The sequence below is a fragment of the Arundinibacter roseus genome (assembly GCF_004348825.1).
Classification (GTDB): domain Bacteria; phylum Bacteroidota; class Bacteroidia; order Cytophagales; family Spirosomataceae; genus Arundinibacter; species Arundinibacter roseus.
In genome coordinates this window covers 248,961-274,845 of the sequence record NZ_SMJU01000003.1, presented here as the reverse complement: position 1 = coordinate 274,845, position 25,885 = coordinate 248,961, and the positions used below count along the sequence as shown (strand labels likewise).

15 protein-coding genes are annotated in these 25,885 nt (G+C 44.1%); 2 read left to right on the top strand and 13 right to left on the bottom strand.

From position 1 onward, the window contains the following. Positions 1-17 precede the first annotated feature (17 nt). The 7 genes from EZE20_RS05840 to EZE20_RS05810 form a co-directional block, all read right to left on the bottom strand. The gene (locus EZE20_RS05840; protein ID WP_132115480.1) at positions 18-779 is read right to left on the bottom strand and encodes a hypothetical protein; all 762 of its coding nucleotides are present in this window, start codon (positions 777-779) and stop codon (positions 18-20) included. An 83-nt stretch (positions 780-862) separates the two neighbouring features. Beyond that, the gene (locus tag EZE20_RS05835) at positions 863-1,432 is read right to left on the bottom strand and encodes a Crp/Fnr family transcriptional regulator (protein ID WP_132115478.1); all 570 of its coding nucleotides are present in this window, start codon (positions 1,430-1,432) and stop codon (positions 863-865) included. Positions 1,433-1,479: 47 nt separating this feature from the next. Beyond that, positions 1,480-1,845 (bottom strand): DUF2200 domain-containing protein, encoded by a 366-nt coding sequence (locus EZE20_RS05830; protein WP_132115476.1) that lies wholly within the window; start codon positions 1,843-1,845, stop codon positions 1,480-1,482. Continuing rightward, positions 1,820-2,239 (bottom strand): DUF1801 domain-containing protein, encoded by a 420-nt coding sequence (locus tag EZE20_RS05825; protein ID WP_132115474.1) that lies wholly within the window; start codon positions 2,237-2,239, stop codon positions 1,820-1,822. Before EZE20_RS05825 ends, EZE20_RS05830 begins: the two co-directional genes overlap by 26 nt. Before the next feature lie 4 nt (positions 2,240-2,243). Then, positions 2,244-4,412, bottom strand: a complete 2,169-nt coding sequence (locus tag EZE20_RS05820) for a cation:proton antiporter (RefSeq protein WP_132115472.1) — start codon at positions 4,410-4,412, stop codon at positions 2,244-2,246. A 1,008-nt stretch (positions 4,413-5,420) separates the two neighbouring features. Then, the gene (locus EZE20_RS05815; RefSeq protein ID WP_132115470.1) at positions 5,421-8,840 is read right to left on the bottom strand and encodes a CheR family methyltransferase; all 3,420 of its coding nucleotides are present in this window, start codon (positions 8,838-8,840) and stop codon (positions 5,421-5,423) included. Between the two features lie 71 nt (positions 8,841-8,911). After that, a complete protein-coding gene (locus EZE20_RS05810) occupies positions 8,912-9,340 on the bottom strand; it encodes a response regulator (RefSeq protein WP_132115468.1) in 429 nt (142 codons plus the stop codon). A 582-nt stretch (positions 9,341-9,922) separates the two neighbouring features. Between EZE20_RS05810 and EZE20_RS05805 the strand changes: the two genes are divergently transcribed. Continuing rightward, positions 9,923-10,852: a nucleoside hydrolase gene (locus tag EZE20_RS05805; protein WP_132115466.1), complete on the top strand. Its 930-nt coding sequence runs from the start codon at positions 9,923-9,925 to the stop codon at positions 10,850-10,852. A 187-nt stretch (positions 10,853-11,039) separates the two neighbouring features. Here EZE20_RS05805 and EZE20_RS05800 read toward each other — a convergent pair whose 3' ends face one another. The 6 genes from EZE20_RS05800 to EZE20_RS05775 form a co-directional block, all read right to left on the bottom strand. Continuing rightward, positions 11,040-12,593 (bottom strand): sulfatase family protein, encoded by a 1,554-nt coding sequence (locus tag EZE20_RS05800; protein WP_132115464.1) that lies wholly within the window; start codon positions 12,591-12,593, stop codon positions 11,040-11,042. Between the two features lie 155 nt (positions 12,594-12,748). After that, positions 12,749-15,373: an alkaline phosphatase D family protein gene (locus EZE20_RS05795; RefSeq protein WP_132115462.1), complete on the bottom strand. Its 2,625-nt coding sequence runs from the start codon at positions 15,371-15,373 to the stop codon at positions 12,749-12,751. 140 nt (positions 15,374-15,513) lie between these two features. Further along, entirely contained in the window at positions 15,514-17,181 is a 1,668-nt protein-coding gene (locus tag EZE20_RS05790) for a RagB/SusD family nutrient uptake outer membrane protein (RefSeq protein ID WP_132115460.1), read from the bottom strand. Between the two features lie 18 nt (positions 17,182-17,199). Further along, positions 17,200-20,610: a SusC/RagA family TonB-linked outer membrane protein gene (locus EZE20_RS05785; protein WP_132115458.1), complete on the bottom strand. Its 3,411-nt coding sequence runs from the start codon at positions 20,608-20,610 to the stop codon at positions 17,200-17,202. A 189-nt stretch (positions 20,611-20,799) separates the two neighbouring features. Further along, positions 20,800-21,909 (bottom strand): FecR family protein, encoded by a 1,110-nt coding sequence (locus EZE20_RS05780; RefSeq protein WP_165933417.1) that lies wholly within the window; start codon positions 21,907-21,909, stop codon positions 20,800-20,802. Between the two features lie 227 nt (positions 21,910-22,136). Continuing rightward, complete coding sequence (locus EZE20_RS05775; RefSeq protein ID WP_132115454.1) at positions 22,137-23,582, bottom strand: aminopeptidase P N-terminal domain-containing protein; 1,446 nt, start codon at positions 23,580-23,582, stop codon at positions 22,137-22,139. Between the two features lie 328 nt (positions 23,583-23,910). On the opposite strand from EZE20_RS05775, the gene EZE20_RS05770 reads away from it, so the two are divergent. Beyond that, positions 23,911-25,833, top strand: a complete 1,923-nt coding sequence (locus EZE20_RS05770; RefSeq protein ID WP_132115452.1) for a sulfatase family protein — start codon at positions 23,911-23,913, stop codon at positions 25,831-25,833. The last annotated feature ends 52 nt before the right edge of the window (positions 25,834-25,885 follow it).

Sequence of the window (25,885 nt, the reverse complement as noted above, 5' to 3'; positions counted from 1 at the left end):
GATTTTCGGTTTTAGAATTAGAAATTAATACCCACTTTGAGATCACCCAGCCCATAAAAACTCGAAGTTTCCATGCGGGGCCATTGGTTGGTGTTGACCGGGACGTAGCCAAATCCAGCTTGTCCAATCAGAAATAAATTGAACTTATCCCGTTTCAGAACATTGATTTTATACCCAACAAATGATTGTGTGAAGATGACAAACGCTTTATACGATTTTCCGTCAACTATGCTGCTGCTCACCTGCCCCTGTCCAAGGTTGACAACTTCTTCTACATGCAAACCTTTCCAGAGGTATTGCCTAACTGCCACAGACCCCATATAGGCGGAGTACACTCCATCTTTATTAAAAGCTTCGCTGCTGCTTGCCATAGACTCAGGTTGAATCAGATAACCAATCCCAAGTTCCGTTTTGAATTGCCTTTCTGGCCTGAAAGCATAGGTAATTTTACCTTGTGCCAAACGGAAAACTCCGGCGCCCAGAGGACTAAATTCAGATCCCCATCGCTTCGGTACAGTTTGGGCCTGCGCTCCCAAAGCCAAAATTAGAAATAGCAAAGAGATACGGCCCGATTTGGCTGGTTTGGAAAATCGCCTGCGTAGCTGAATGCCTTTCCACATCCATAAGCCGGTGGCTATCGTCAATGGAATAATCAGGACTTTGGTTAAAAATTGAAAAACGGGTATTTCACCCAGCGGAGAATAAATGTAGGCGCCCATGGCACCACCTGCGATCAGGTGCATGATTCTCATCAAATTGCGTTCGGTTGAAGCTTTCATGTTTTGTACTGGTTAATTTTGATTAATTAATTGACAGTACAAAGGTTGGCAAAGCCCATAACCTGCGCATTCACCTAGGTGAATTAGTAAAACTTCCCGGCAAGTTCTGCCCTGATTCGGCTCAAACTTTGGGGCTTTACCCCCAAATAGGAGGCAATGTAATGCTGAGGAATCGTTTGGAAAAGTTCGGGGTTTTTTGAAATTAACTTCAAATAGCGTGTTTTCAGGTCATCGGTCTGATGCTGTTTCAACCGATCGGCGGCGCTGAGATAGGCTTGTTCAGCCATAATTCTGCCCAATCTTTCAAAGCGTGGATAGTTGTCATATAATTGCAAAATATCCTTTTTATGGAATTCTGTATACGTAGTGTCGGTCAGTGTTTCAAAATATATTGGACTAGGAGTATCAGTCAGATAACTTTGGAAATCAACCGCAAAGTCATTATTCGAGAAAAAATAGTAAGAAAAATCTTCGCTATCAATCAGCCGAAACGTTCGGATGATTCCGGAATGAATAAACAAAAGCCTGGAAAAAGGTCGATCTGCCGAAAAAATAAGAGTTTTCGCTGCTACGCATCGAATTTGTCCAATGCCTTCAAAGTACTCCATTTCTTCTTCCGTAAAGGATCGGAATTTTGATAGAAAATCTTTCATACAAGTGTCTAATAATTAACCTTCTGATAAAATTTTAAAAATAAAGGCTAAGCACTTCTCAGGATTTTCTCCATCTTTCTTCCTTTCGCCAATTCGTCCACTAATTTATCCAAATACCTAACCTGCTGTGTAAGTGGATTCTCAATTTCTTCAATTCTATACCCACAAATCAATCCGGTGATTAAATGTGCATTAGGATTTAAGTTGGCCTTTTCAAAAAAATCTTCAAAGGTCACCTTTTGAGCAATTAACTCTTCCAGTTTTTCCTTATGAAAACCGGTGAGCCACTCAATCACCTCATGCAATTCATCTTTTGTACGGCCTTTGCCTACAATTTTATTTACATAATGAGGATAAACCGACCCGAAGGTCAATTTTGCCATTCGTTCATTGTGTTCTTTGGTTACCTTCATCTTTGGTTAATTTATCTAGTTTCCCTTTCTTTTTTACCAAATTTTTGTAATCCCATTGAATTTCTCTTGATTTTTTAAGCCAACGTTTCAAATTGTTTATGTCAATTTCAGAGACGTTTGTATAAAATATGGAGGCATCTTTAAATCTCTTTCCCAGTACATTCAGTCTACTTTCTTCAAAGTCCGCACCGCTCCAAAACATAAGTCTAATCCCTTTTTTCTGCTTGCTATACCCGACTATTGGGTTATTGTCCAAAAACCACACCGGATGTGCATGCCATATTTTATTTTCCGCATCATTTAATTCACTAGCAATAATGTTCGCCAATCGGTCGCATACTAATTTGTCATCTTCAATTTGCTCTTCGTTGTATTTTTTGATCTCGGAATTCATAGCTTTAAATGTTTTCTTTTTCTTCTTCCTCTTTCTTGAATATATTACCGATACCTTTCCCAATTTTTTGAATTGCTTCAATACCTAAATTTATAGGTTCGCTGGAAACATCTTTATAGGTAGTACTCGCAAAAGTATGGCTAAATTGTTGAGGATAAATGACTAATTTATTATTCAAACCAAAATGCTTTTCCATTTTTACCGGAATATTTTCCAACAAAGTAGAATAAGATGCTGAACCTTTCCGGGCTGAAACCAGGATAATCAAATCATCGTCCGATATGCTTTTGGATAAAATCAGAAGATCTTCCCAGTCATCAAAAAAGTGGATCAGAATGGCTGAGGTAATTTTAAATTTCTTTATAACGCGTTCAATTGCTTTTTTTGTTTGGGCGTTACAGTATATAATCATCGGAATACTAAGTTCTTCAGCCAGGGTGCCGGTTTTAATGATCCAAAGTTCAAAACCATTTTCCAGCTCTGCGAAGGGTGGAACGATGGAAATTATCCTTTTATGTAAAACTAGTGGTTTTTGTAAATCACTCACAAAAATTGTTTTGTCGGTACCATTTAAAATACTATCTAGTTTTTCACCAACAAGTTTTGTTAAAAAGTCATTTTTCTGTGGCCAACCCAATATAACGATATCTGCCAATATTTCTTTAGATATACGAGCGATTCCACAAGCGGGGTTATGATCAATTGTAGTAATAATATTTACATTGGTTTCTGAGGCCGATGCTTCCATAACAAATTCTTCAAGCTTATTCCTCGCTTTCATAATGTTGTGTTCGGCTTCCTCATCATTTGATACGACCGATAGAATAGATACAGGACTCGTTGACTTCTTATCCCTAATGTAAATGGAAAATTCAAGTAATTTTTCAACATCCTCCATGTCAGCAATCGGCAATAAAATATGTTCATTATCAATTGTCTGGATCATAGCAATGTCAGAAGTATCATCAGCTGACTCAATGACTATTTGTTTTCCGGCCTTTTCAGTAACAAAAGAGGCCGTGACGCAGGTAATCAAAATGAGAATAATAGTACCATTCAAAATGTTTTCATCAAGAATTCCAGCGTTGAATCCGACTAAAATAATCGCTAATGTTGCGGCGGCGTGTGAACTACTTAATCCAAATATTAGCTGTCTTTGTGCTTTTGAATACTTACACAAAATTTGGGTAAACCACGCGGCAAGCCATTTACCAAAAAAAGCCACAATGGATAAGGTACCTGCTACAATCAATGCATCAGCCCCATTGAATATTACCTGCAGGTTTACCAGCATCCCGACACTAATCAGAAAGAAAGGAATAAACAATGAATTGCCTATAAATTCAATGCGATTCATCAGGGCAGAGGAATGTGGAATAAGTTTATTGAGTGCCAATCCAGCAACGAAAGCACCGATAATTGGCTCAACTCCCGCTACTTCTGCCAGAAAAGCCGCAAAGAAAACGACTGATAGTACAAAAATATAGTGGGAATGTTTTTCACTTTCCAAAGTACGAAAAAACCACTGAGCTATCCTTGGTATCAGGTAAAACATGATTGCTGAGAATATAATCAGGGAAAATCCCAATCGTAACCAAAATTCCTGATTTAAACTTCCTTCATTGCTTCCAATTACAACGGCCAAAAGTATAAGTACTGCCGTATCGGTCAAAATCGTACCACCAACGGTAATTGCTACAGATTCGTTTTTTGAAATTCCCAACTTGCTTACAATGGGATAGGCAACTAGGGTATGTGTAGCAAACATACTGGCTGTTAAAAAACTCGCATTGAAATCATAACCAAGGATATAATGACAAACAGGAAATCCAATTGAAATAGGAATGATAAAAGTAAGAAAACCAAAAAGGATACTTTTATTCTTAAATGCTTTAAATTGATTTAAATCCAGTTCAAGGCCCGCAATAAACATAATATACAGTAAACCAATGGTTGAAAATAAATCAATTGCCACCGTTTTTTCAAGGATATTAAGACCAAAAGGTCCGACAACAACACCTGAAATAATTAAACCAATAATACTGGGAATATTTAATTTCCGTAGTAAGATTGGAGAAAGTAAAATAATGAATAGAATGAGAGAAAAGATTAGAACCGGATTACGCAAGGGTAAATCAAATTCATGCATTAGTAATTTGAAGAAGTCTGTCATTTTCGTTGAGTTAAAGTAATTTATGAAAGTTTGGTTTTATTGTTTAGGTTATTTTCATTAGTAAAATCTATTTATAGCAGTGAAGTTGAATTGAGTATTTAAGCAAAATTATATTAGGTTTATAAGTATCACAAAGTATTGATTTACAACCACATAAGCCCTAGTGGCTAATAACCTAAAAGCTAACAGCTACTTAGTATGAAAAATTGACGGTAGTATTTTGCCACAACGAGAAAAATGTGTACAAATCTCGACGTCGGACCACCATGTTACGTGTAAAAAAATGAAATGTGTTCTAAACTTGATTTTGTTGTTAAGCTAACTAAGTGCCTTATGATTCTATAAAGAAAAGAGTATGGCATTGGGCAATGATTGGGAGGGGATCAGTAGTAGCGTGTGACGGTATTCAAACGTCTACCCAAACAAAAATCAGTTGGAATCATGTGTGAGGAATGAGTATTCTGCAATTTCTGCAAATCTACTACAAAACTGTATTCGTGGTAGTGGAGGATCGGCTTGCAGTCAAAAAAATATCAAAATTCTAGTGCATTGGATTACACTTGCAAAACGTTTAACCGGTGGTTGCAGCGAGCTGCCAATGCTAAGTGGCCTGCTTGTATTATTGGTGAGTGAATTGAAATGTAAATAATTTTGAATGTCAGGCTGAGCGAACAGGGCCGCCTGGCGGTCGAAGCCCGCCAGCAGCTGACTCCGATCAACATGCGACCCTGTTCGTTCAGCCTGTCAAGTTTTATATCGATCAATGAGCATGTTGGTAGCTTAAAATGAGCCATAACAAGTCTACATCCACACCCCTTAAAACAATACTTTAATTTTCAACTATAACCGCATGGGCTTTATCCAAAGGAAATGGTATCACACCCGTGCAGGGTTACAAGTTGTTTACTACCCCTATTTCCTAAAATAGAAAAAACGATGACATAGTCATCGTTTTGTGTTGGAAACTCCCGAAGTGCCTTTTTGTTCGTTGATATTTGCTAATCCAAATCATTCATTCACAGGTAAATAAATATCAAATTGAGCCCCAACTCCACTTTCACCTTTGGCCGTGATGGTTCCGTGATGGCTGTCAATAATTTTTTTCACAATGGCCAAACCAATGCCCGTGCCGGCATAACTTTCTTTTCCGTTCAGGCGTTGGAAAACTACAAAAATTCTGTCTTTATACTGCGGATCGAAGCCTATACCATTGTCACAAAACGATAGATGTGTATACTGTTTATCCGGAACCAAAGCGCCGTGGTCCAACAATGCGTTGGTCCGCTGAAAATGCAAACCTGTTTGTTTATCGCTCTTTATGGTGATCTCCGGTGGAACATCCGCCTTTGAAAATTTAAGCGAATTGCCCAGTAAATTGGTAATAACCTGCCGAAACTGAAAGGGCTTTATCCACGCAAAGCCCAAAGCAGTAAACTGAATCTCCGCATTTTTTGCCTGTAAACTCTCTTTCAATTCGGCAATTACTTCAATAACAATCTGGTCCAAATCGGTTGATTCAAACGTATGATCTTTACTGCTGCTGTGCGAGTAGGCCAATAAGTCTTCAATAAGGATCTGCATTCGATTGGCGGCAAGCTGCATTCTATGAAAATAATCTTTTCCGGTTTCAGACAATGCTTCATGCTCATTTTTCAAAATTCTTCCGGCAAATGCCTGAATTTTACGCAAGGGTTCCTGTAAGTCGTGACTCGCTACATACGAAAAGGATTCTACTTCCCGATTCATTTTTTCCAGTTCTTCATTCTTTAACACAAGCAACTTGTTGGCTTCCAGCAATTCAAAGGTGCGTTGGGCAACCTGATCTTCCAGTTGCTTTTCAAACAATTTGTTGGCAATCTGATGCTGCTTTTGCTGGGTTATATCCTCGATAGCCAATAAAATGAATTTTTCCTCCTGACCTTCCGTCGAAATATCACAAACACTCATAAGCAACACACGATTGCCAATGCCCGGAAAATCGTGGCTAATTTCTACATCCGTGATTTCGGTCTTGCTGGGAAGGTTAACTTTAAGCAGCGTATGCAGCAGCGGTATATCCCATTGGCCATTTTCAAGTTCAAACAGCGATGTGCCCACGATTCGGGGCCTACTGATTTGGAAAGTTTTAAAGAACGCACTGTTGGCCGTTTTGATCCGGAATTTGGAATCGAGCATCAGAAGTGGTTCTCTGATCGTACCGACAATCGCTTCCGCATAATTTCTGGAAGTCACCAGTTGTCTATTTACGCTGATCAGCTGATGATTCAGAACGGTCAACTCTTCGTTGGTGCTCAGGAGTTCTTCTCTGCTTGCCTGCAATTCTTCGTTCAGACTTTGCAGCTCTTCGCTGCCACTAAGCAAATCTTCGTTGGCGGCCTGTAATTCCTTATAGGCCATTTCCTGGGTTTCGGTAATGATTTGGATGTCCTGATAGGTCTCTACCATTTCCCGTTCCAGTTGTTTTATTCGCAGATCTTTTTCGTCTTTCTTCTGTTGTGTAGAAAGTCTGGCTCCTTTTTTACCAGTCTCTAAGGCCAGAGATTTTACCGGCAATTTAAACAATACCAAAAAGTGTGGTTCGGCCAGGTTAGTCAATGGGATAACTTCGATAGACAGCAGGCGCATTCCTTCATCTACCTGTACAGGAAAATTTTCCTTACTGATCGGAATTCCCTGTTTTTTAACTTTGTGAAATAGATTTCGTAATTCAAAAGCCAGTTCATTTTTAGCCATTTTCAAGAGGTTGTGACTGGGCTCTCCGGACGCTTGCTGCAGGTAGCCAGAGGTATCCCCCCTAAACTGCACAATTTCCATGGTTTGATTGATGACTACCCCCGCCGGTGCGTATTTAGTCAGGATCATCTCATCGGCTGCTGACTGAAAATCTGGTTTTACTTTTTTAGGATCCTTCAAGGAACTGTAACCCGTAAAGGTTTCCTGGCTTGACGTAGTGGTAAATGGTATCGATTTATTGGCAACTTCCTTTCGGGCAAACAATTTAAATGCTTTGTTGGTGGACTTAAAAAGTCCGGTCGCAACGGCGCTAGATTCCGATTTGCCCAGCAGTAAATACCCGTTTGGTCCCAGGGCATAATGAAAGGTACTCAGGGCTTTCTTTTGCAAATGAGATTCCAGATAAATCAACACGTTTCTGCAGCTTATCAAATCCATTCGACCGAAGGGCGGATCTTTCAGAAAGTTGTGTACCGCAAAAATACACATATCCCGAATTTCCTTTTTTATCTGATATCCACCCGCTTGTTTGGTGAAGTATTCGTGTAAAATCTGATCGTCAACTTCCGTAATTTCCTTGGTGGTAAAAAAACCTTTACGGGCTTTTTCGATGGCCGGAGCGCTGAGGTCAGAAGCAAAAATCTGCACCTGATGAACATGCGGACCAAGTAACTGACGCAGGCTAATGGCCAGAGAATAGGCTTCCTGCCCCGTGCTGCAACCCGCCACCCACACCCGAATGGGAAGTCCATCCTTTTGTTTTTGAATAAGCTCAGGAAAAACCTTCTCAATTAAATGATCGAATACGTTTTGATCACGAAAAAATGTGGTAACCGGAATCAATAAATCCTGAAACAAGGCATCCTGCTCGGTTTTATTTTGTTGCAGAAACCAAATATAGCTGCCAAAATCTTCGGCTTTGTTGATGGCCATTCGCCGGGAAATCCTTCTGCGAATCGTGCTTTGCTTGTAGCTTGAAAAATCGGTTCCTTTCCAAACTCTCAGGAAAGAAATAATCTGATTGTAGCCTTCATCCTCCGTTATTTCAGTTTTTTCCGGTTGCTCCAAGGGCTGAAAATGATTTCTGAGTTCCAGTATTTTTTGGGGAATTTGATCAGGTGAAAGTATGTAATCAACCACACCCATGCTAATGGCGTTGGCGGGCATTTGTTTAAAGGCCGAGGAGTCCTGATCCTGAGCAAACGTAAGCCCGCCCTGAGCTTTAATGGCCTGTAAGCCCTTCGATCCATCTGACCCCGTACCTGACAACACCACCCCAATTGCGTGCGCTTTGTGGATGGTAGCCAATGAGTCGAAAAATAGATCAATTGGTAAATTCGGTTTATTAGTACTGCGATCCGGTCGCAGGCTCAGCTCCAATACGCCGTCGTTTGCCGTAAGCATTTTGTTACTGGGAAGAATATAAATGTGATTTGGCCGTACTTTAATATCATCACTGATTTCCAGAACCTTAATTGGTGTTGCTTTTTGCAAAAGCTCGGGCAGAAGGCTTTCGTGATTTGGATCCAGATGCTGAACCAAAACAAAAGCCATACCCGAGTCTTCGGGAATGGCCGTTATCAGAGTCCTGAATGCATTTAATCCACCGGCAGAGGCACCAATTCCAACTACTGGAAAAAGATTATCCGAAAGGACAACCGGGTTACTTTTACTCCTTTTTTTGACATCGTCCATACAAATAGTACATTTTTAAAAAGATCTGCCGTTGGCTGTACCATTTTTACGGGAAATTTTTACGTGAGTAATCAGGCTAAAAGCAGTAGTGCCTGATGAATAAATTTTTTGAGCTCGTTATAATCGCAGGATTTGCGAATATAATGTTGCGCACCATTGTGAATCAATTTCGCTACTTTTTCTTTGTCAGAAGAAGTTGAGATTATGATTATGGGCAATTTGTTAAGCTGCTCGTTTCGCCTGATTTCCGAAAGACACTCAAATCCGTTCATTCGGGGCATATTCAGGTCCATGAAAAGCAAGTCAGGAAGAGAATTACTAGTGGCAAGCAGTTTCATAAGCTGTTCCCCGTTTGCGACGGTTACGAGCTCAGTTTTGATTGGTGACTCGTCGAGTGCGTCTTTAAAGAGCAGACAATCATCGGGATCATCCTCTGCAAGAAGGATGGTTAAAGCTGAAAACTTTGGTGCAGCATCCTCGGCCGAACCAGGATCAATCATGTGATTTTCCACCTTACCTTCCGCTTAATTGTGATTCATACATTATGAAAATGTATCCTGTAAGGTACGAATATAAATCTGAGTACTAAGCTTATATAACTTTTAATTTTTGAATGATGATAAGAATCATTCTTAGTTTTCAGTTAAATAAGTGGTCTGATTTAACAAAAAGACCAGTTGAAGCGCTATAAACCAGAATAAAATGCCAAATTTATTTTTAAAGTTCCAAAGACTGGATTTGGTTGAAAAAAAATAACATGGCACTTTTTATTCCCAACTATTCCAATTTTCTGATTTTTAAATAATTTGCAGATACTTATCAGACTTGTCCATAAGCCCGAATAGGTTTCATAAAAAAAGTTACTAAGCAAAAAAAGAATCAATAATTATTGAATACTAAATAACTATTTGATCCTGAAAATATTTAGAACAATTTGTTTTAATTTTGATTGTCCAGTAAAGGATTTAGAGGCAAAATAAATATGTTGTATAGACAAGCAATAAAACAATAAAAATTTTAAATTTACCTCCAAACTTTACCACAATTTAGTCCATGGGCAAATGTGAGATAACGTATAAACTATGATACAAAAACGCTTTTTTGTAAGCTTGTTGCTACTTTGTATAGGCTTTTCAGCCATGGGTCAAAAACAAAAAGTATGGCTTGATGCTGATACAGGAAATGAAGTTGACGACTTGTACGCCATCGTGCGGTTGGTCAAAGAACCGTTGGTAGAGCTTGTTGGGTTAAGCTCGGCACATTTCAATAATCCTGATCTGAACGTTTTTGAAAAATGGAACGGCTACCAAACCAAAGGGCTCAATACCGTTGCGGAAAGTCAACGTCTGAACGAGCAGATTTTAAAGACCCTCAGCCGGTTGGATATTCCGCATCCGCTCGGCGCTGATCGTCAAATCGGGCGGGCGTGGGGCCAAAAAGAGGCACGTCCCTCCCCGGCTTCAGAAGCACTTATTACGGCAGTTAAAAAGCTTCCCGACGGAGAAAAGCTTGATGTACTGACCTTGGGCGCTTTATCCAATATCGCCTCTGCCCTAATTCTTGCACCCGAAATTTTGCCCAAAATTAAGGTGTACGCGTTGGGTGCGAGGTATAATCCTAAAACTAAGGTTTGGGATAAAGATGAGTTCAATATTCGCAATGACCTCAATGCCTTCAACTACATGTTAAATCTAAACGGTCTTGATTTTACCATTATGCCCCTTGAAGCGGCCCGCCCGCTTGAATTTCAGAGAGAAGCCACGTTCAGTCAATTGAATGAGAAAGTGGAAATTGAAAACATTCTGAAAGTACGTTGGCAAGAGCACGCTATCGGAGACAAAGCGCGCATTATGTGGGACTTAGCCTTGGTTGAAGCCTACCTGAAACCCGAATTAGCCACGATTGAGACTGTTCCAACTCCACCCGAAAATAGTGGAAGCAAAGTTCAAGTGTACACAAAGATTGACGAGAGAAAATTAGAAGAAGACTTTTGGCAGGTTTTGAAAAAGTAAGCTCCCATTCTTTTTATAGTTGGGCAACTTCTCAGGGTAAGAAAGTGCCTGAATTGATTCCGCGGATTGGGTAGAAATAGTCCAAAATGGAATTACCTTATTGAACTCACTTTCTCCTGAATTGTATCATGCGGCACTTGTGGCAGGTGGCCACAGGTGCCGCTTACTGAATTTTAAATAAATCTTTTTACTTCAATTCCAGGTTTTCAATTTTACCTGCGCCTGCGCCCCGGATTTTTTGATAGGTATCAATCATTTCTTTTAATTTTTCGGGTTCAGTCTTTGCCAGATTGGAGGTCTGGCCTGGATCATTTTTTAGATTATACAGCTGATAATCAGACGAATTTCCCAGCTCGATTTTTACTTCATTATTTCGGGCCGGACCTTTGTAGGGGGGTATCATGGCCCAATCGCCTTTGCGGAGGGCCGTGCGGGAGGTAGCTTCCAGAATCAATTCCTGCCGACCAACGGTGCTCTTGCCAAGAAAAGTATCCAGCAGGTTCTCGCTATCAACCGTCTTTGCGTTGCTGCCTACCAGAGCGGCCAGTGAAGCCAGCAGGTCAATTTGACAAACCAATGCGTCAGATACTCCGGGTTTGATCTTCCCTTTCCAATAAGTTATGAAGGGAAGACGGGTACCGGCATCAAATAGACTGTACTTTCCACCCCGCAATTTCCCGGCCGGCTTGTGGCTGCCGATTTTTTCTTCGGCGTCGTCGTAGTATCCATCGTTAAGTACGGGGCCATTGTCGCTGCTTAGAATGATGAGCGTGTTATCCATCAGTCCTTCGGCTTCCAGGGTTTTAATTAGCTCACCTACGCACCAATCAGCCTCCACGATTACGTCGCCACGCGGGCCCATGCCCGACGAACCCACAAAACGCGGACTGGGTGTGCGTGGAACGTGGGGTTGTTGCAGGGCATAGTAGAGAAAAAAGGGCTTGTCTTTTTGTTTTTTGACATACTGCTGCGCTTTTTCCAAAAAATGATCCGCCATTTCTTCATCCACCCACTGCGCTTTTTTGCCTCCTTTCATATATCCAATTCTGGGAATACCATTCACAATGCTGTTGTTGTGGCCGTGATGCCATTTCATTTTCAACAGTTCAGGATTGTCCTTGCCCGTTGGCTCGCCTGGGAAATTTTTATCGTAGCTTACCTCAATCGGATCGTTGGGATCAAGATTTACTACACGTCCATTTTCAAGATAAACCGTAGGTACCCGATCCTGCGTAGCGGCCATAATGTACCCATAGTCAAAACCAACTTCGTTAGGGCCGGGCGACACCCGTACGTTCCAGTTCATCTCGCCACTGCCAAGACCCAGGTGCCATTTGCCAACGACGCCGGTATGATATCCCTTTTCTTTCAGTAGTTTGGGAATTGTCATTTGGGCCGTGTCAATTATGAGCGGGGCCGTGCCGGGCAGAATTTTTGCATCCGCATTTCGCCACGGATACGTCCCCGTCAGGATAGCGTACCGGCTGGGTGTGCAGGTAGCGGAAGTCGCGTAGCCATTGGTGAATCGAACGCCGCCGTTGGCCAATTTGTCCAGATTTGGCGTTTTGATTTGGGTAGCCCCATAAGCCCCAACATCGCCGTAACCCAGGTCATCGGCATATATGAGTATGATATTTGGTTTTTCGGGTGCAGAATTAGTACCCTGTTTGCGATCAGAATTTTTCGTGCAGCCACTGCTTAGTAGAAGTAAAAAAATAAATAGAAAAGAGTATTTAATCATCGGAAATTGTAGTTAAATGGATAAGGTAGGGAAATAAATGAGCGATGTATTGCCTTTGCTCTTTGCTGGTAGAATCAATAAAATCCAGTTTTTTACCCTACGTCCAATTTATGAATTTTAGTAAAATTAGTAATTGTAAAAGCCAACCGACGCAATTACCCCAGGGAAACCAGCAAGGGAGAGCTTTTGCGACCTGCCCTCAGTCCTTTGAATTCCTTCCATAAGTCCCGGTCAGGGTCGCCTACTCTTAGCGTGTATTTGCCTTTCTCAAAAACCGGTGGACGATAGCTTGTGCCCTGAATCCGTAACGTATATTCTATTTCGTGCGATACTTCATTGATTACCTGCACAACCGCATCCTGAAAATCTTTAACTTCAACAGATGGCAGGTAGGCAAGTGGCGTTCGACCATAATTTTCCCGTTGATGGATGGTCTTAGGCCAGCCTTCATACTGACTTTCAGCAGTTGGCTGAGCCGGGTCAGCGCTGCGCTTCCAGCATTCCAGGGTAATTTTACGGCTTGCCGGATCAATTTTTACGATTCCGTAACCAGTAGCCCGGTCATGAATAATAGCTGGTTTTAAGCCCGTTAACCGGGGACTGGCCGCCGCATGCACGGTTATTTTATTTCCAAAACCATCTTCAAAATTTCCGGTATAAGCCGGACGACCCGGCAAAGGTTGATGAGTGGCAGGGAGCTTGGGCCACCAACGTCGTGGGAAAATGTTGTTCAGAGCTGGACCTGCAAAGGCAAAACCCGCATCTTCATGCGTATCTACTCCGTAGTGAACAATGGACGCAAGGTGCTGATCACCGGCTAAATGCAGCGTAAAGCCGCGGCGAATGATGTCAACGGCCCGGTTGCGTTTGCTGTGTGGCCAACCGTTGGAGTCCATGTCGCGGGTAGGGGCATCACCGCTGATGTACTCGCCGGGTTTTGGTATAGGGAGCGAGGGTACTATCTGATCCCCAGTGGAATTTTCTGGCAAGGTGGCAAGCGTACAGAAATTTGTTGCCGAAAGCAGAATTTTCATTCGTGCGCCTTGTTTCCAGTCGGCGGCCCAGGCTTGCAGAAATTTTTCCTGACGTGGGCCGAGCAGTTCAGCCTGCGGTGCGTTGAGGTAAGTTTTATCTTTAAAATCCAGGTTGGTAATAAACCCATTCTGAATTCCTGCTACGGCGGGGAATATGTTTTTTGGCGCCGACTTAAACTTACGATCTTCTACAATGGCAAAACTCAGCGGGCCCCAGTTCCAGTGGGTATAGTACACGCTAATCCCCTGTTTAATAGGCGTCGGGTCGTAGGGGTCCGGTAAGTGACTCGTTTGGGTCTGCTGCACCATTCGTACCCAATCGGGATGCATTTTGTATCCACCCGAATCTTGTCGGGCATAGGTTGTGCCTTCGGCGTCGGCCGCTTTTCCACCTTCACCCCACACATTGCCATGATATACATCATGGTCATCAGGAATGGAAATGCAGGGTACGTGCCGAAACACATCACGGTAAGACCAGCCGAACTGTTGCCACTTTCGCATATAATCCAGGATAGATCGGTCAAGGGTTGTGGCTTCCACGCCAAATCCACCGGAAGCCTCATAGAACTGATCGCCCAAAAAAAGGGCAGCGTCAATGGAATGGTGGAGAATATTTTTTCTCAAATCTGCATCCGGAAATCCATGATCGCAGTTGCAGCTAAACAAACCCAACTTTATGGGTTGATCCATTGGCGGGGCAGGGGCGATACTTCCCTCATATTCGTAAACATGCGGTTGGTTGTCGCTCGATCGCAGGGTATATTTAAGTCGGTAGACGACCGGAGTGGTAGCTTGCCAATCGGTGAGTCGAAAGGCCGCGATTCGGCTAACGGGATCAACCGGACTTGTAGCCACGGTATGCCATCCATTCGTCCCCCGAAGTTCCAGCGCAACATCCTCTGCCGTGTTTCCTACTGGTGCACAAAGTGCTGAAAGCTTGACTGTTGCGCTATGAAGCGTATACTGAGCAAAATAAACAGGGCCATAGGTTCGCTCCGTATCTGCCACAATTCGGGTCCCTTCTACGGTCCAGTTTTCAAAGCGTGCGCTGGGAGAAAATTCCTGTTGCTCCGCTATATCTGCATGACTAAGCAGCGCCACCCCCCCACGAAGCTGTTGATGGTCAATATCCTGAACAGTTGTTTCAGCAATCAGGGCGGCTCCTTTGAGTACTTTAAGATGAAGAGAGTTCATGCCTGCCGTAGTAGGCTGTCCGCTCATGGACAAGGTAAGCGGCTCGTTAAGTTGCGCAGAGTTCAGAGGAGAATCAATCGTTTTTTTACCAACCACCCATTTCCCATCGGCCCTGATTCCAACGGTTAACCCTTGCCCGTAGATCGCTGCTGAGCGGTAGTCATCAATCGGACCTTTGCTGCCAAGCCTCAGGCCAATCAAATCGGAGGGGGCTTTTGGGTTTAGAAATTGAAAGTCTGTTTTGATAAAAAAAGTCCCGGGCTGAGATCCCAGTTCGTGGGTGAGTAGCGCAACTGAGCGATTTTTACCACGTACATTACATTCCAGCCCGCCCGAGCGGATTTGCCAATCCTGTAACCGGTTGGCCCACAGGGTTTCTCCTGCCCAGGTACGGTCGGGTAGCGTGTGCCAATTGCTGAGGTAGGGAGTCAGACTTGTGGGAAGTTCACTGGCAGAATCCTGTTTTTTTGGTTGCGCTCCGGCGGGAAGTATCGACAGACTGGCCGCCGATGCCAGCAGAGAGTTTTCTAGAAAGGTACGACGTTTCATGTAAGAATTCAGGAATGAAGGAAGCAAGAAGAATAGTTTACCCCCTGATTAACATTAATATATAATAAAGTTAATGATAGAAAAAACGGGCTGCTCACCGAACATTTTAGAGGCAGGAGCAACCCGTTTTTGCCTGCTTTTTATTTCAAATTTGGATTAATATTTACCTCACTAAGTGGAATAGGCCAGGTTTCATCAATTCCTGGCCGGAAGGCTTTGCTGGTAACAAACCACCGATTGTTCGGATCCGTGGTGGAGGCATTTTTCTTCCGCAGGTTCCTGGCCGCTGGAAAGGATGCACCATAAAAATCTCCTTTCAGGACCTGTGCAGCCACATTCCAGCGCATCAGGTCCCACAGCCGAATGCCTTCCAGGGCAAGTTCGTTGCGACGTTCACGCCGAAGGATGACGCGCAATTTGGTCGGATCGGTTTCCGTAACCCGAGGCATATTGACGCTCGCCCTTCCTCTTACCACGTTGATGGTTTGGTCGAGCAGTGCCTGATCAATGGCCGAACCGGCTTCCAACCGTGCTTCCAGATAGCTAAGCAGCACTTCTGCGTACCTGATTATGGGCAAGTCTGCCCCAGAATTCATCAAATCGCCACTCAGACTTTCGACATTAAATTTGCGCATGCCAAAACCCGTCCGGGTGGCCTGCTTGGAAGTCGTGAGCTGATCTACCGAGCGGGTAGAATCGGGATGGGTAATATACGGTAGTCCCTGAAAAGAATCTCCATTGAAAAGTACCGTATATTTCAAACGGGGATCCCGATTTTTGGTAGGTTCCTGTACATCAAACAAAGGATTGCTGTATGAAAAAGGGGTTCCATCCGTAAATTCATAGGATTCTACCAAACTTCCCAGCGGGTTAAAAAGGTGCCAACCGCCATTCAGGGCGGGAAAAAAATGCTGATTCATGGAATTAGGTGCCTGATCCTTTACGTATTGAGTCGAAAAAATCAATTCTTTACTCGCCTCATTAGTCCCATTGAAGAGACCTGCATAGTTTGGATCAATGATATTATCTCCAAAATCAATAATGGTTTTATATGTTTCAGCTGCCTGTGAAAAATTCCGGTCGGCAAGTTGCGCACGTCCCAGGAAAGCCAAAGCTGACTGCCGGGTAGCCCTGCCCCTTTCGGTAGGGGGCAGATCACGTTCGCGGGGCAAATCAGCGGCCGCTGCGGCAAATTCTGCCGTTGCATAGGCCAATATTTCGGCTTTGGGAGCTTTGCTGACCGTGTTTGCCTCCTGTAAAGAAAGCGAAGCCGTAACCAGGGGAACCGAACCAAACGTCTGAGAAAGATAAAAATATTGGCAGGCTCTGAGAAATCGGGCCTCAGCCACCATACGTTTAATCTTGTCGGGTTCGATCGTTGCCTTAGCTATATTTTCGATAAAATAATTACTACGTGCAATTCGGCTATAACTCGCTGTCCAGTAATTATTTAAATACACATTTGCAGCCGTAAGGTTTCCATTTGTCAGCTGATTTAACCCTGAGTTGTCACCCCGGCGGTCGTAGGCGTTGTCCGTCGCCATTTCAAGCAATATCATGCCGTGGTAGGACCACCAGTCAGTGGCCGAACCCTCAGCGCGGGTGGCAGGAGCAGCGGCCATTTGAATATTGCCACGGTAAAGACCCGTAAGCGCCAGCATGACATTGCCTTCGTTGGTCCAGAAATTTTCGTTCACGTAGCTGCTTAACGGGGCTTTGTCCAGCTGATCGGCACAGCTACTAAGTAAAAGTAGCATGGCGACTAACCAGGGAGTTATTTTTATGGGAAAAATGTATATGCGTTTCATCGTTCAGATCTTGTTAAATTAGAAATTGATATTTAAACCAAAGGTATAATTGGCCAAAATGGGATAAAATGCGCCACCCGTATTGATTTCCGGATCCCAGCCTTTGCGGTACTGACTCAGCAAAAACAGATTTTCGGCATTGGCGTACATGCGCAGGTTAGCCATTTTGAACCGTTTCAAAACTTCCTGAGGGAATGTATAACCGACCTGTAAGTTTTTGAGCCTCAGGTATGAACCGTTCAAAATCCAGAAAGATGAGTTGAAGGCATTTGTGGCGTTGTTGGTACCCGTATTTGAAATGAGTTCCATGCGGGGATAGCCCGCGTTGCGGTCGGGGTTTTCGGGAGTCCAGCGTTCGTCCATGTGCCAGCGCTGTACGCCGCCGCTGTTAAAAAATGCCCAGCCCGCGTGGTTGTTGAGGTACCCGTTTACACCGCCAACTCCTTGAAAAAGGACTGTAAGATCAAAGCCTTTAAAGTTGGCACTCAGGTTGATGCCGTAGCTCAGCTTCGGAATAGTACTGCCCAAAACCGTCCGGTCATAGGTAGGATCTACTTTCCCGTCGGGCACACCATCCGGGCCGCTGATGTCTCGGTAGCGAATATCCCCCGGCTTTGAATTAGGCGCTACGGCAGATTGATTAACCCAGTTTTTTACATCTTCTTCATCCGTAAACAATCCGTCTGTTTCGTACCCATAGTATAGGTTCATAGGATAGCCCAAAAACAGCGTGCTGCCATTGCCTACCAGTCCGTTGGGTTGGGTGATATTTCCCACACCCAAATCAACTACTGAATTATTGATATAGGTTAAATTTCCTCCAACGGAAAAGGCAAAATCACCAATCGTGCGGCGGTGATCCAGCGTAAATTCCCAGCCATTGTTGGATAGCTTCCCTGAATTTTGCTGACCAACCGTGAAACCCAAAACTCTGGCCACGCTGGAAGCGGGACTAACCAAAATATCGTAGGTGAATTTATTAAAATAGGTAACGCTAAAATTTAAAGAACGCTTGAAAAAGCTGCCTTCCAAACCAATATCCCGAGTCCTGGTCGATTCCCAGTGAAGGGTAGTATCGGTGATAGTTGTGCGGGCTACGCCGGTGTTGATGGAGCCACCAAACGCATAGTTGAAGCCTGTGTTCAGAACATTTTGATAGGGGTAGTTTCCGATATTCTGATTGCCAAGTGTACCCACCGAAGCCTTCAATTTTAGCTCGTCAATCCAGGTAAGGATTTCTTTAATAAATCTCTCCTCACCCAGACGCCAGCCCACCGCTACTGAGGGAAACAGGGCATATTTTTGGTTAGTCGGAAAGCGGGAAGAGCCGTCGTATCGAATGGCTCCTTCCAGCAGGTATTTATCCTGAAATGCATACTTGGCTCTTCCGAAATACGATTCCAGGGCCCATTCAGCGGCACTTCCGTCGGTAATCTGCGCACTTGCGTCACCGGCGGCAATTACCGTAATGACATTGGTAGGAAGATTTGAACGGCTCAGCGAAAGATTTTCTGAAAATTCTGACTCGAACGAATAGCCGCCAAGAAAACTGATTTCGTGTGCACCAAAAGTAGTGGTATAGTCAGCAAAAGCCTGAATTGTGCGGTAGTTGCGGGTATCTATTCCTTCGGCCAGTGACGAAGGCCCGAGAACAATCGTGGGGTTGAGGCGCTGAGTTGCCAAAAACCGTGTATCGCGACCGTTGAGCTGCGTATAACCACCCAATACGGAAAATTTAAGTTCTGGAAGTATGGTATAATCCAGGCGAAGGTTGGCTCCTAAATCCGTAGTTTTACCTGTATAAAATGAATCATTTCGCAAATACGAAACGGATGTGCCTTTATTGGAAACCCCCGTTCCCCAATCACCATTGCTGTATTGAATCGGAAAAATAGCGGGCATTCGTACAGTTTGGTTAATGATCCCAACCATGTCATTAAAATCCAGCGTAGCGGGTGGAGCGGGCTGTTTGTCAATGGTTTGGATGGCTGAAAGACGGGTAGTTAGCTTCAATTTTTTAGAAAGCGTACTCGTCAGGTTTAAACGAATATTGAACCGGTCAAACTGATTTTTATCGATGATTCCGGCCTGCCCCAGGTACCCAAAAGAAAGCATGTATTGATTGTTGTCGTTGCCATTTGAAATCGAAAGATTATGGCTTGTCTGGGCTGCACTTTTTTTAAGAGTCATGCCGGGAAAATCACTGTTTGGGAAATTATCCGGATCGCTGCCATTTTTGAAAGCTGCGATTTGCTCCTGCGAGAAGGAACCTGGATCTGCTTCATTGAGGAGCTCGGCGTACTCCCAGGAATTAACAAATTCAGGCAGTGCAGTCGGTTTTTGAAAACCTACGTAGCCGTTATAACCAATGCGAAGTTTGCCGGCTTTACCTGTTTTGGTAGTTACCAGAATAACGCCATTGGCGGCTCGCGCGCCATAAATTGCAGCAGAGGATGCGTCTTTTAGCACCGAAATCGACTCCACATCGTTTGGATCAATGTTGTTAAATGAGTTGGCAGGAATGCCGTCAACCAAAATGAGCGGATTAGTATTTGCGCCAAAAGAACCCACGCCCCGAATCTGAATTGTACCGCCGCTCGCACCCGGTTGTCCCGACCGCTGTATGACGGTTACGCCCGGCATTTGTCCCGCCAATGTCTGCGAAAGCTGAGTGTTGGTCCGGTTGTTGATTTGTTCGGCATTGATCTGCGCCACCGAACCGATAAGCTTGGCTTTGGATTGCTGCCCGTAGCCCACCACAATCACTTCGTTGAGGGATTTGTTTTCAGGGACCAGTTGAATCGCAAAGGTAGTACGGCTGCCAACCTCTACCTCCTGAGGAAGGTAACCTACAAAACTAAAAATAAGGATTGCTGATTGATCTGGTACATTTAGTGTAAATGCTCCCTGCGCATTGGTGGTTGTGCCCCGCTGAGTCCCTTTGAGCACAATGCTGACGCCGGGCAATCCTTCGCCGGTTTCATCTTTAACCGTTCCTTCAAGGGTAATATCAACCGATTGAGACTCTGCGGGTTGGTCTGATTGTCGGGAAGAGCTGCCTTTTTCAGGTGCTTTTTTCAACACGATGTAATTCCCATTGACCAGGTAGATGATTTGCTGTGGAATAAGCAACCGATTGAGCACCGATTCCAGGGATTCATTTTCTGCTGAAATCGACAGAGCTCCGGCTTTTTGCAGGACCTGTGGCACGAAGGTGAATTTTACGCCAGTCGCTTTTTCCAGCTTATGCAGGATAGATTCCAGCTTTTGATTCTTGACTTGAATGGAAACCGGTTTGCTGAGAATTTCCTGGGCAAGGGTATTTTTGGCAATCGACAAACCGCCAAAAAGCAAAACAAGCATCAATTGAAGGCATGCACTTCTCATGATTCGATAAGGTTTAGGAACGTAATGCAGTAGTTTTTTCATACATTTACCAGGTTGTTTTTGTGAAAATAAAGACAATGAGTCCCCTTCCACCCGTGCTGCACGGGTGCCTTCGCTCGTCAAGTGAATTGTGGGGTAGTGGTCGGTAATGTTCCAGCATTACCGACTTTTTGTTTGTGTACGGGTATGTATTTTTAATTCATCTGGATTAGAGTTAGGTGAAAAATAAACTTAATTTCCACAGCCCGAACCTTTCACGATGATCTCTGAGCCATACACCTCGTACGTTGCACCGATTGTCTGACAAATGATATCAAGCTTGCGAAAGAGCGGCTCGGTTCCCAAAGGCGCCGTAACGCTGCAATCAGAAATAGTCTTATGATCGTATTGAATTGTCACGCCATAGGATTCTTCCAGCGTTTTAAATACATGAACCACGGAGGTATTTTCAAAGTAGAAATTCGGGTAAACCTTTGGAGGGTTGAGCAATAAAGGTTCTTTCACGATCTGTCGGGTTACAAGAGCCTTTTGCGGATCAAAAGTTAGCTGCTGATTCGGTGTCAGCAAGGTCACTTCACCACGTTCTCCACGCTGATTTTTCTGAAAATTTTCCAGAGTAAATACTTTTACTTTCCCGGAAGAAACTGCAACTGTGGCCATGACGGTTGCCGAAGGTGAGTCGATGGTAAAGCTTGTGCCCACCACCTGCGTGACCAGGCCATTGGCATACACCAAAAACGGACGTTGCTCGTCTTCGACTACCTCAAAATAGGCCTTCCCCGACATGAATATCTCCCGACGTTGGGAAGTAAATTGTGCCTGATAACTTACACGGCCTGAGGGAAAGAGCTTGACGATACTTCCATCGGGCAGTTCAATCCTTTCGGCTTGCTGACTGCGATTTACTTTTTCAATCAGATTCTCCGTTTGCCCGGCCACCTGACCCTCGTAGGTATTGGCAGATTGTACATTAGTGATTTTCCAAAAATACCAGCCACCGGCGCTCAACAGAAACAGAATACTTGCCGCTGCGATCCAACGTCTCCAAAGATTGGGTTCAGGGACGGCTAATTCTAATTCAGGGACAGATGAATCTTGCTCAATTTCCTGTCTGATTCTCTCCCACAAATGCTCGCCCTGCTCATCGCCTGGTACTTCCTGCATCTGATTCAGAGCCAAATACATAGCTTTGGCGGTTCTTACTGCCAGCTGTTTTTCTGGGAAACGAATCAAAAAATCTTTCCAAAACTGCTCATTCACTTCGTTGGGAGCGATGAGCCAATTTCTGAATTGTGGATCATTCAGCAATTGTTCGGCGGTTAAAGTTGAATAGTCCTTCAATGGATTTATTGAATAAAAAATACAATATTTTTTGTTTATAGAGATATAAAGGAGCTTTCCTCGCAGATGACCCATTGGCGAAGAATTTTTTTTAAATGTTTTTCGAATTGCAGGCAGATTGTCATAAAGTACACGGCCTATTAAATGAAGTTCCAGGCAAAAAAATGGCTCGCCAACCGAGTCCGGTGTAGCGAGCCTGTTGCGAATTATGAACTCAGGTAGTTAGTTTACGGACGACGCGGAGGCTTTTTGAAATCACTTTTTTCGCTCATAAGTTGTTCTATATCAGCGACTGTACGAGGCGAACCCAAAGACAAAACCTCATGTCCTGTTTCCGTAACCAGCACGTCATCTTCAATACGAACGCCAATATTCCACCATTTTGGGTCACAGGGTGAGTTGGCCGGTATGTAAATTCCCGGCTCAACGGTTGTCACAAAGTTAGGAAGCATTAACGGCCCCATCGCCGGATTCTTGTCGTTGGTCCTGACCATGGCATCGTGTACATCCAAACCCAGGCTGTGGGCGGTGCCATGCATGAAGTATTTGCGTGTTGTGAGAGAGTCGGTGGCAATTCCCAGCCGGATCAGTCCTTCCTGAACTACCTTAAACGCTGCCTGATGTACCTGTCGATACGGTTTATTTGGTTGACAGGCCGCAAAACCAGCCTCTTGTGCCGCCAACACTAGTTCATAAATGGCCTTTTGTTCGGGTGAAAACTTTCCATTGACTGGCAAAGTCCGGGTAATGTCCGCGGTGTAGCCGTGATATTCAGCCCCGCAATCGGTCAGGAATAAATCACCATCGACCAGCGTCCGACGGTTGGTAATGTAGTGAAGAATGCAGCTGTTTTCGGCACCGCCCGCAATGGATCCGTAACCCACATACTCGGATCCGTAGGATTTGAACGTATATTCCATTACGGCTTGTGCCTGATATTCAGTTATTTCAGGATCCATAAACTTCATGACTTCCCGATGTCCCTGTCCGGTAATATCAATTGCCCGACGCAGCAGCACCATTTCTTCGGGCAGTTTTTGCTGCCGAAGCTGAGCCATCATCGATACGAACGTCCGTGGTAGCACTTTTTGATTTTTGGTTTTGGCCTTTACCTGTTCAATCAGGTCGTATAGTTCGGCAGTATTTCTTGGATCACGTCCATTGACTACGCCTTCTGGCAGTACATAAAATACACTATCAAAGCGGGAAAAATCAAGGGGGAAATTTGCAAAATCTTTACCCAAATTTGCATTTTTGATCTTTAATTCCTGGGTAACACCTTCCTTTCCCAACCGCCGTCCGGTTACCGATTCCCGGCGCAAATCCCGCTCCTGCGCGAAGAAAAACTCAGTGCCTTTTTGAGTGCCTGCAGATACTTCGTCTTTGGTAATAACCAATAAAGCGTTTGGTTCAGGATAGCCAGTGAGGTAGTAAAAATTCGGATTTTGGGCGTACTGAAAGTCTGTGTCATTGTTGCGGTTTCGTTCAGGATTCGCAAAAACCACAACTGCTGTATTGGCAGGCATCAATTCCCGAAGTGCGGCCCGGCGTCCGGCATGGAACTGCGGAGTCAAAAAGTCTTTGTCGTAAAGCTGCGGAAGTTCAGGCAGTTGCTGCGCAATTACCACCGATACCTGACAAAAGAGTATCAGCAAAATGGAGAAGTGTTTCATTTATTGAAAGTTTGATTTTTTTAAGTATAGTAAACTTACTAAATTTTTCAACGACCTGAATGCAGGGTTGAGGCATAATTTCAATTCTTGATCATCCCTGGTTAGAATTGTAAAAGAAAATTAGGATTTCAAAAAATCAAAACCTGATTATTTCCCAGAAATACGATAGTAACTTTTGGAATTTCCAGGCTCTATTTGAATATGTATTTCGTGTAGTAAACTCAAAATTGAGGGTTCGGTACCTATAGTTAAGCATCATGCACGCTTAATTCCAAATGCGAGGCTTCTTGCTCAGGAGATTTGGTTGATTTAATTTTCAAATAATTTTATGAAAAAGCATTGCCTGGTCTATCTATTATTAATGACGCTGTGCGTTTCGGGATATGCCCAACCCAAACCCAATATTTTGTGGATCACCATTGAAGATACCTCGCCGCAGTTTGTTGGTTGTTATGGCAACGCCGATGCCCGAACGCCCGTAATTGACCAAATGGCAAGGGAAGGCATTCGGTTTACCAATGCTTTTTCAACCGGAACAGTCTGTTCTCCCAGTCGTAGTACGCTCGTTACTGGCGTCAGGACTTTTGAGGCAGGGACCGGAAACCATCGAAGCAATTACCCGCTTCCGTCACGAATTCATGGATTTCCTTACTACATGCAGCAACAGGGCTATTACACGTGCAACAATAGCAAAACGGATTACAACGTGGCAAATCCCGCTGAGTTTACCAAAAACGCCTGGAACGAGAGTTCGGGGAAGGCGGGTTGGTGGGACCGCAAGCCTGGACAACCCTTTTTTGCCGTATTCAATTACAACGACTCGCATCAGTCACGAACCATGACCGATCCGTATGAAAAATACGTGGAGACAGTGCTTAACGAGCTCCCTTTACAGGATCGAATTGCAGAAAATGCCTTTGCCATGCCTCCCTTTTACCGCGACAGTCCCGAAATGCGTAAGCAGTTTGCCCGCGTGTATAATTCTATCAAACTGACTGACAATAAAATTGGACAATTGCTTCGTCGACTTGAAAAGGATAAGCTGCGCGATAGCACCATCATTTTTTTCTTTGCCGATCATGGCGAAGGAATTCCCCGCGGAAAAACCAACGGTATTAATTTGGGTTACCGGGTGCCGTTTGTAATTTGGTTTCCTCCCATGTATAAGCATCTCTCACCCTGGGGCGAAGGTGGTCAGGTATCCAATGAACTGATTGATTTTGAGGATCTAGCGCCCACACTCATTCGACTCACCGGCGGCAGTTTGCCTGATCATCTCAAAGGCCGCGTACTGCTCGGGCCGCATCGTTCGCCGTTGGTTAATCATTTGGTGCTGTCCTCAGATCGATCCGATAACGGCATTGATATGAGTCGGACCGTTACAGACGGTCGCTATTTGTATACGCGCAATTACATGCCCTACATGCCGGAAGCCCGCTACATTCGCTACATGGAAATTGGGGACATTAAGCAGCATATGCGTCAGGATTTATCGAACAATCAACTCAATTCCTTGCAGGCTGGTTTGTTTGCTCCCCGGCAGGCGGAGGTATTATATGATTTGGAAAATGATCTTTGGGAAACCAGGAATCTAATTGACGATCCTGCTTTTGCCAGGTTAGCAACGCGTATGCGAAATCAATTGGACCAATCACTGATAAAGCGGAATGATGTTTTGTTTTTGCCTGAATATGAAATTGCCCGGCTTTCCAAAAGTACAACTCCCTATGAATTTAGACTAAATTCTAAAAAGTACCCAATCAAAGAAATCTATGCGGCCGCTTCTCTTTCGGGACACCGATCGGCGGCTGTTCTTAAAAAACAGGTTCAGTTGCTGAAAAACGCCAATCCGGTGGTCCGCTATTGGGCAGCGGTTGGGCTGCGCTCCCAAACGAAAGATCATTTGCATACGTACAAACAAGAATTGATTCGCGCTCGAAACGAAAGCTATCAACCCGCCGAAATTATACTGGCCGCATTGCTGTACGAATCTTTTCAGGATAATATTGCTGTCGAAACGCTGAAACACTATTGCGTCTCCGATAACATGGAACTGGCCCTGATGGCCGTCAATGAATTGTTGTATGTAAGGGATAAAGGCCCTTTTGTAGAAACTATAAAATCCCGGCATCAGGTACTGGCAGCCACTCCCGGCGGGGCACTTGCAACTTCCTATAAAGTTAAAGCGGCCTGTATGGATTTTCTGGGTAGTCTGGGTTTGGTGCCAAATACGCCTGCCTTTAGTGAATAAAGTTTGGGATCGTTAGGTCTAAATTTCTTTACTTGCCATCTCAAAATAATCT